Annotated in this window: 7 protein-coding genes and 1 pseudogene; 6 read left to right on the forward strand and 2 right to left on the reverse strand. The window is 50.9% G+C overall.

Features of this window, described 5'->3' with window-relative positions; translation table 11 throughout:
* Positions 1–8: 8 nt before the first annotated feature.
* Both A3849_RS34120 and A3849_RS34035 read left to right on the forward strand, forming a co-directional pair.
* Positions 9–233, forward strand: a pseudogene (locus A3849_RS34120) (X2-like carbohydrate binding domain-containing protein); the annotation flags it as partial.
* A 60-nt stretch (positions 234–293) separates the two neighbouring features.
* Positions 294–731 carry a cellulose binding domain-containing protein gene (locus A3849_RS34035; RefSeq protein WP_372237798.1) on the forward strand — a complete coding sequence of 146 codons (438 nt, stop codon included), beginning with the start codon at positions 294–296 and terminating at the stop codon, positions 729–731.
* Between the two features lie 179 nt (positions 732–910).
* On the opposite strand, the gene A3849_RS25980 is transcribed toward A3849_RS34035, so the two are convergent.
* Positions 911–1,651 (reverse strand): SDR family NAD(P)-dependent oxidoreductase, encoded by a 741-nt coding sequence (locus A3849_RS25980; RefSeq protein WP_074113993.1) that lies wholly within the window; start codon positions 1,649–1,651, stop codon positions 911–913.
* Between the two features lie 136 nt (positions 1,652–1,787).
* On the opposite strand from A3849_RS25980, the gene A3849_RS25985 reads away from it, so the two are divergent.
* The 4 genes from A3849_RS25985 (at position 1,788) to A3849_RS26000 (ending at position 7,077) form a co-directional block, all read left to right on the forward strand.
* Positions 1,788–2,687: a LysR family transcriptional regulator gene (locus A3849_RS25985; protein WP_372237797.1), complete on the forward strand. Its 900-nt coding sequence runs from the start codon at positions 1,788–1,790 to the stop codon at positions 2,685–2,687.
* A 37-nt stretch (positions 2,688–2,724) separates the two neighbouring features.
* On the forward strand, positions 2,725–3,417 hold the full coding sequence (locus A3849_RS25990) for a class I SAM-dependent methyltransferase (RefSeq protein ID WP_074113994.1): 693 nt from the start codon (positions 2,725–2,727) through the stop codon (positions 3,415–3,417).
* Between the two features lie 601 nt (positions 3,418–4,018).
* Positions 4,019–4,639, forward strand: a complete 621-nt coding sequence (locus A3849_RS25995) for a hypothetical protein (RefSeq protein WP_074113995.1) — start codon at positions 4,019–4,021, stop codon at positions 4,637–4,639.
* A gap of 248 nt (positions 4,640–4,887) precedes the next feature.
* Positions 4,888–7,077 carry an alpha-galactosidase gene (locus A3849_RS26000; protein ID WP_074113996.1) on the forward strand — a complete coding sequence of 730 codons (2,190 nt, stop codon included), beginning with the start codon at positions 4,888–4,890 and terminating at the stop codon, positions 7,075–7,077.
* A gap of 84 nt (positions 7,078–7,161) precedes the next feature.
* On the opposite strand, the gene A3849_RS26005 is transcribed toward A3849_RS26000, so the two are convergent.
* Positions 7,162–7,779 (reverse strand): nitroreductase family protein, encoded by a 618-nt coding sequence (locus tag A3849_RS26005; protein WP_074113997.1) that lies wholly within the window; start codon positions 7,777–7,779, stop codon positions 7,162–7,164.
* Positions 7,780–8,000: the final 221 nt, after the last annotated feature.

Here is an 8,000-nt window from a genome sequence, read left to right on the forward strand (position 1 = left end):
CTCCGGTGAGCGCCAGCTTCGATAAGAAAGCTGGGAACCAGGCCGATGTTCCAGTCACACTGACACTGAATGGCAACAGCCTCAGCTCGATCAAGAACGGTGCTGCCACCCTGGTGTCCGGAACGGATTATACACTGGGCGGGACAATCGTAACGATCAAGAAGGAGTATCTGGCAGCACAGGCGGTAGGCACAACTACACTCAGCTTCAATTTCAGTGCCGGAGCTGCGCAATCGTTGGCCGTAAGTGTCGTGGATACAACCGCCGCACCTGCCGGAGCGCTTAAAGTACAGATGTTTAATGGTGCTACAGCAGCATCGGTGCAATCCCTCAATCCAAGGTTTAAGCTGGTCAATACAGGGACTAGCAGTATTTCGCTGTCAGATGTGAAATTAAGATACTACTACACTATCGACGGTGAGCAGACACAGAACTTCTTCTGTGACTGGTCCCAGGTCGGCAGTGCGAATGTGACAGGCAGCTTTGTCAAAATGCCGTCTGCCAAGACAGGTGCAGATTACTACCTGGAAATTGGATTTACCAGCGCAGCAGGATCTCTGGCGGCTGGGGCAAGCATTGACATCCAGATGCAGGCTGTAAAATCAAACTGGAGCACCTATACGCAGACAGGGGACTACTCCTTCAATGGGGCGGGTACCAATTATGCAGACTGGACCAAAGCTCCGGCGTATCTTTCCGGCAATCTGGTGTGGGGAAATGAACCTTCATAACTCAACCGCATACCTGAATTAGAAGAGGTTTATCTGAGAGGGTTATAGCTGGAAAAAGGAGCAGAGCAGTGATCATCCCGTTATCGGGGAGGATCACTGCTCTGCATTTTTGGGTCATTGGCGGTTTTACACACAGCTTTGCGCCACACGAAGCACTTATGTTGATACTGCTTCGGCATTTACAATGTCTGTCCGCTGTCCACTGTAATAATCTGCCCGGTCATGGCTTCCTGCTCCAGAGCGGCGCAGATGAACCCGGCGATATCCTCCGGTTCGGCAATCCGCTGGAGCAGCAGATTCGGCGCGAGCTGGCGCATTTGTGCTTCCCGCCCAGTCCACCATCGGGTAGCGACTGCCCCCGGCGCTACACAGTTGACCCGAATGTCAGGAGAGAGCGCGCGGGCCAGGGATCGGGTTAAACCATGAATGGCCGCTTTCGATACAGCATAGGGAAGGGAGGAGCCGGCTCCTGTATTCCCCGCAATGCTGCCGAGGTTGACAATGGCTCCCTGCTTGGACTTTTTCATATATACCGCCGCTGCTCTAGCGCAGAAAAACATACCCTTGACGTTGACATCATACAGTTCATCCCACACCTCCTCCGTGGCCGCTTCCAGATCGTCCATAGGGATGTGCCTGGTGATGCCCGCGTTATTCACAAGCAAGTCGATGGTTCCGAAGGTTCCGGCGATCTGCTGAGCCATATTCCGTACCTCTGCATCCCTGGCTACATTTGCTTGAACCGCAAGGGCCTTTCCGCCTTTTTCAATGATTCTTTGAACCGTTTCCAGCGCTTCTACTTCCGAGCGGGAGTAATTGACGGCGACTATAGCTCCGCGTGCAGCCAGTTCGAGGCTTGTCGCTCGGCCAATCCCTGTCCCTCCACCTGTAACCAGTGCGACTTTTCCTGACAATTCCATTCGTATTCACTCCTTGATTGTGTTTTTATCCTTATCAACAGTTTATATAACACGTTCGATTTTGTATAATTGAATGAATTGAAGGATAAGTTCAATTTGGTTGAATTAATGCGTAGGCTTGAGGTGAAGGGAGGGAATGAAGCTGGATCTGAAAACTCTAAAAACCTTTCAAGCAATCGTCCAGAGTGGTAGCTTCAACCGGGCAGCGGAAGAGTTGAATTATGCCCAATCTACGGTCACGATGCAAATTCAGAAGCTGGAGTCGGATCTGGGTGTTCAATTGCTGGAACGGGGCAAGGGTATTACACTCACCGAAGCGGGACGGTTGTTTCATGAACAGAGCCTCAGAATTGTAAAGGATATGGAACGGCTCCAGAGCAGCATTACGGATTTAAAATCAGGTGAAGCAGGGAATGTCCGTATCGGCGCTGCTGATCCCACAGCGAGCTACCGTTTGCCTGTCATCCTGAAGAAATTCTTGATACGGTTTCCCAAAATGGAGCTGTCCGTGGATATCTCCGGTTCAGGTGCGCTTTGTGAGCGGCTCCTGCGCGGGGAACTGGATGTTGTGCTCTGTTCCGCTCCGGAGCTAGGGAAGGAGCTGCATTTCGAACCGCTGTTTACAGAGGTATTTGTGCTGTTAATGCCGGAAGGCCATCCGCTGGCTTCCGCGCCCGTCATTACTGCGGATCATCTGCGCGGCCACCGCCTGCTGATTACAGCACCTACATGCCCCTACCGCAAAAAACTGGAGAGCGTGCTGAGGGAATCTGCCGGACCGCCGCTGAATACGATGGAAATCGGCAGCATGTCTGCACTGAAGTTCTATGTGCAGAGCGGCCTTGGAATTGCGCTTGTACCCGAGGTTACTCTCGACCCCGTCCCTCCCGGAACTGTATTCCGAAGGCTGGAGGGCAAAGCTGTGGACATGACCTGCGGCATCATTTGCCGGATCGGTGATTATCCCTTGAAACCAGCCATCCGCAGCTTGTATGATTTCATTAGGCAGGAACTGGCGGTGCTGCCGGTCATTTAGCCGAGAATAGGAACCAGGAAAGGTGAGCTGAGCGGAGATGAGCAGAAACAAACTGGATTTGGAGCGTATTGTTTTTATTGGCCGCACGTTTGAGGAGTATTTACGGATGTTCGATCTTCAGCGTGAGGAGCTGATGGGACGGAGTATTTTGGACTGCCCGGCGGGAGCCTGCTCTTTTACTGCCGGGGCAAACAAGCTTGGTGCGGCATCAGTTGCCGCAGACATTGCGTATGATTATTCCGCTGAAGTGCTGAGGGACAAAGGGCTGAGAGATATTGATCACACCGTGCAGCAGCTGAGTAAGGTCAAGGACAGCTTTGTGTGGGAAGAGTTCGCTTCAGTGCAGGAATTACAGCAGGCAAGGACGTCAGCCTTAACGATCAGTACCCTGGACCGGCAACAATTTGGTGAACGGTATGTTCCGGTCGAGCTGCCGATGCTTCCGTTTGCCGACCAGACCTTTGATCTTACATTGTCCGCACATTTTCTGTTTATGTACGGGGACCGGCTGGACTATGATTTCCATCTCAGGACTATTGAGGAATTGATGAGAGTTACGAAGTCGGAGATTCGGATCTTTCCGCTGGTGGACTTATCCTGCCAAAGATACAAGGAGCTGGAGAGACTGCTCTGTGCGGTTAAGGACCAAGGCTGGACTGCTGAAGAGAGGTTGGTCCCTTATGAATTTCAGAGGGGAGCGGACTCTATGCTACGGCTGCTGCGTGCTTAAGCGGACCTGCGCAGTACCCATGGATTTATTAGGCTGAACCTAAGACTGGAACACACATAAACCCCTATTATTGATTTGCATCAATAATAGGGGTTTATGGTGTAGATACTATACCCATGTTATTCTCAGACTCCTTATCCTATCCTTGTTCTCAGCCGGGTAGAAATCGTCCGAGGCGGCATTCAATTTGCCTATCCTGCTTATGATTCTTCTCTAATTCATCCGCTGGCTAACGATTGGTTTCATGGTTCAATGTTTGAGCTTTAAGAAGCTCATACCCTTTCGTCCCGGGATGGATTGAAAGTTTCAGCAACAGGATCAAAGATATAGTCTCAATCTCAGGGAGTACATCTGCCAAAGATTATTTTCGGAGAGAATGTTTCTGCCCTCCGGCTTCCTTTCAGCAGTGTATGGTTCCTTGAGTTGATACCTGAATTATACCGTCATTTCCCCGATTCGTAAAAAGGCGAAACCTTTAAATTTGGGGCTGTTTTGAAAAACAATCTAATGTAAGCGCTATTATACTCCGGTATCCTTAGTTTCTTGAGGTATAATTAATTATACTTAGGCTTGCGGAGATTTAAGGGAAGGATGACCAACGATGAAGTTGTTTCAGGTCAAAACGGAGCCGCTGGGTGTGGAGCGGGTTCAGGAGTTTTTAGAGGACAATTATGTATGCATCGGTTATACCGGTGTGGGGGATCTGGAGAATGCAGGCAAGGAGGAGATGCGTAAGCGTCTGGTTCTTACCGGGACTCCGGAAGGTGCTGAGCTGGATGCCGCGCTGGATCATCTTCAAATCTTCGTTCACGATATGCAGGATGGGGATTATGTGCTGATAACGGATGAAGAGTGGGCTTATCTGGGCGATCTGGGCGATTACTTTTATGCGGATACGTATGATTCGGCTGAAGATGGGCGATGCCACAGACGGGGAGTAACCTGGCTAAAAAGCGTACCCCTTGCGATGCTTCATCACACGCTGAGAGAGTGGTTAACAGAGGCGGCGGTTGTTTCGCAATACACAGGGATACTGCCCGGCGCCCGGCTTGATTTATGGATCACAGAGTCAACAACTGAAGGTCTTGTCAGTGGGAAAATAGGATATGTGGAGGATGAGCTGGTTGCCGAGGCTCTCACAGTATTGAAGGCTGCTTTGCAGAGTGAGGACGCGGAGCGGAGGGAACGGGCGGCAATCGCCATCCTGCAGTATGCAAAATGATCGCAGGCACTAATGAAATTAAAACGATTTCATAGTATACTAAGATAGCGCTAACAAAATTCAGTCTACACTTGCGGGATAAGCCCATTTCGTTGAACTTTCGCATGAATTTTGCTAACAAAAATGAGATGTGTGCTTATGAATTAAGTGTTCTGTAAAGATTGAATGCTAACAAATCCAGGCCGATGCTTCCGGTGCAAGTTGGAACAATTACTGCGAAGCCTCGCCAGCTAATTTAGGAGGATCAGATGGGAATTCAATATCATTCGGGGGAACGTATATTTCATATTCAGAGCCGTGCAACCAGCTATGTTCTCCAGCTCCTGCCAACAGGAGTTCCGGTTCATGTCTATTGGGGGAGAGCTATCCGGGCAACGGCGCTATCTTCTATCCTGCAGCGGACGGAGCGCTGCTCCTTCTCGCCAAGCCCCTATCCTGAAGATATGTCGATCTCCTTTGACACGATTTCGCAGGAATATCCATCTTATGGTGTTGGGGATTTCAGGCATCCCGCCTACCAGATTCAGGTTCCTGACGGAACGACAGCCTCTGAGGCTGTGTACGATACCCATCGGATATATCACGGCAAACCTGCACTTGAAGGCCTCCCCGCGACTTATGCCGAGCATGAGGATGAAGCGGAGACTCTGGAGCTGGAGCTGCTTGATGCGGTAGCCGGGCTGCGGATCATCCTTAGTTATACTGTATTTAATGAATTGAATGCGATCACACGATCAGTGCGTTTCATAAATGAAGGTGCAGGGGAGCTGAAGCTGCTGCGCGGACTCAGTATGAGTGTAGACCTGCGCGATTCCAGCTACGATCTTCTGCACTTGTCAGGCTCATGGGCAAGAGAACGCTATGTAGAACGCCGGCCGCTCGCTTCCGGGATGCAAGGAGTGGAGAGTCGCAGAGGGGCAAGCAGCCATGCCCATAACCCGTTTATAGCCCTTCTTTCCAAGGGGGCAGATGAAGATCATGGGGAGGTATATGGCGTCAGTCTGGTCTACAGCGGCAGTTTTACCGCTCAGGCAGAGGTTGAGCCGTATAAGACAACCCGTGTGTCCATGGGCATCAATCCCTTTGATTTCAACTGGCTGCTTAAGCCGGGAGAATCCTTCCAGACTCCTGAGGCGGTGCTTGTCTTCTCTGCGGCTGGCCTTGGCGCGATGTCCAGAACCTATCACAAGCTGTATCGTACGCGGCTGGCCCGCGGCACCTTCCGTGACCGTACGCGTCCTGTGCTTGTGAATAACTGGGAGGCTACATATTTCGATTTCACTGCCGGTAAGATTGAAGATATCGCCCGTGCTGGCAGTGAGCTGGGCATGGAGCTGTTCGTCCTGGATGACGGCTGGTTCGGCCACCGGGACAATGACCGCAGCTCGCTTGGGGACTGGGTGGTTGATCCGAACAAGCTGCCCGAGGGTTTGGAGGATCTGGCGCAGCGGGTGAATAAGCTCGACATGCAGTTTGGCCTGTGGTTTGAACCGGAGATGATCTCGCCGGACAGTGAGTTGTACCGGCAGCATCCCGATTGGTGTCTGCATGTACAGGACCGCCGCAGAACGCTGGCCCGTACGCAACTGGTGCTGGACTTCTCACGCGAGGATGTCTGTCAGGCGATCGGTGACCGCATTGCTGCTGTGCTGCGGTCAGCGCCGATCACCTATGTCAAATGGGATATGAACCGTAATATGACTGAGATCGGATCTGCACAGCTGCCGCCGGAAAGACAACGCGAAACGGCGCACCGTTATATGCTTGGTCTATATAGTGTGCTTGAACGGATCACTTCGGAATTCCCGGCTGTGCTGTTCGAGAGCTGCTCCGGAGGCGGGGGACGTTTCGATCCCGGGATGCTCTTCTACATGCCGCAGACCTGGACGAGTGACAATACCGATGCCGTCAGCCGGCTCAAAATCCAGTATGGTACAAGTATGGTCTACCCGCTGAGCGCTATGGGCAGTCATGTGTCTGCGGTTCCGAACCATCAGGTTCAGCGCAATACATCCCTGGAACTCCGTGGCCATGTGGCCATGTCAGGCAATTTCGGCTATGAGCTGGATTTGACGAAGTTCACAGAAGAAGAAAAAGCAGCGGTAAAAGCACAGGTAGCGCTGTACAAAGAACTGCGTCCGCTTGTTCAGTTTGGGGAGCAATACCGGCTCCTGAGCCCCTTTGAAGGGAATGAGACGGCGTGGCTGATTGCGGCAGAAGATCAGTCAGAGGCTGTAGTCGTCTATGTCCGTACACTGGCAGAGCCTAATGATAAGCTGTATTACCTGCGTCTTAAGGGTCTTGATCCTAATGCGGATTATGAATGGCTGGAAGGCGGCGGTGTATACGGAGGCGATCATCTGATGTATGCGGGATTGCCGCTGCCTGCATTGCATGGTGATTTTCAAAGTATCCTGTGGCGTTTCCGCAGAGTGTAGAGCTTAGAGATTATTACTGCTGATTAAGCAAAAGAGCCATCCGGGCTGTGTCCCGGATGGCTCTGTTTTTGCTGCGTGCATCACTCAAAAGAACTCTACAAACTCATTCACCGGCTTACGGTATCCGCGGGGTCTGATCTTGTGCTTGTTGTCCTTGCCGATGGTAATGAGCATGACCGGCACCAAATTCTCAGGCAGGCTTAGGGTTGCCTTGAGGGCTTCAGTGTCGAAACCGATCATCGGGCAGGTATCCCAGCCCTTGTCCTTGGCAATCAGCATGAACTGCATCGCGGACAGGGAGGCATTGCGGATCGCTTCATCGCGCTGAAAAGCGTCATTTCCACTGTAGGCGCCATTGATGGCTTCAATGGTGCCGTCAAATTCTTCCTCACTCATGGCTCCTAGCATTTTCAGGCCGCTATAGATTTCCGGTGCCTGCAGATACGCATGCTTGTCTCCAAGCACGACGATGACGGCTGATGCCGTGTGGATTTTATATTGGCCGTAGGCTGCTTCGCGGACTTTTTCTTTCAAGTCTTCATTGGCAACCACCTTATAATGCGCATGTTGCAAATTATAGGCTGAAGGGGCAAGACGGGCCAGCGAGAACATTTCCTCCAGCTCACTCTGGGGAATTTTGATGCCCTCTATGAAGTTATTTGCCGATCTCCGTGCTTGAACCAATTCTGAAAAAGTACTCATGTGTATTCCTCCATTGTGTATGTAGTGGTTAATAATTATTAATAGCTAATATTAATAAATAAACTTACTATTTGTTACTTGCTAAACATATCACGGCATTTTGCCTCCGTAAATGACTAAATGTAACGCAGCACTAAATTTTTTTACACAAACGAGGGGTATATCGAACTCAGAAGAAAAGAAGTGATTTTAAACACAAAATAAGGGTATAGAGACAAAAA

It is taken from the genome of Paenibacillus sp. P46E (genome assembly GCF_001909095.1).
GTDB lineage: Bacteria > Bacillota > Bacilli > Paenibacillales > Paenibacillaceae > Paenibacillus_AQ > Paenibacillus_AQ helianthi.

Excerpts from the sequence above, each read along its gene's own strand:
- A3849_RS34035 (WP_372237798.1), top strand. The coding sequence starts at position 294 with ATGTTTAATGGTGCTACAGCAGCATCGGTGCAATCCCTCAATCCAAGG.
- A3849_RS25980 (WP_074113993.1), bottom strand. The coding sequence starts at position 1,651 with ATGGAATTGTCAGGAAAAGTCGCACTGGTTACAGGTGGAGGGACAGGG.
- A3849_RS25985 (WP_372237797.1), top strand. The coding sequence starts at position 1,788 with ATGAAGCTGGATCTGAAAACTCTAAAAACCTTTCAAGCAATCGTCCAG.
- A3849_RS25990 (WP_074113994.1), top strand. The coding sequence starts at position 2,725 with ATGAGCAGAAACAAACTGGATTTGGAGCGTATTGTTTTTATTGGCCGC.
- A3849_RS25995 (WP_074113995.1), top strand. The coding sequence starts at position 4,019 with ATGAAGTTGTTTCAGGTCAAAACGGAGCCGCTGGGTGTGGAGCGGGTT.
- A3849_RS26000 (WP_074113996.1), top strand. The coding sequence starts at position 4,888 with ATGGGAATTCAATATCATTCGGGGGAACGTATATTTCATATTCAGAGC.
- A3849_RS26005 (WP_074113997.1), bottom strand. The coding sequence starts at position 7,779 with ATGAGTACTTTTTCAGAATTGGTTCAAGCACGGAGATCGGCAAATAAC.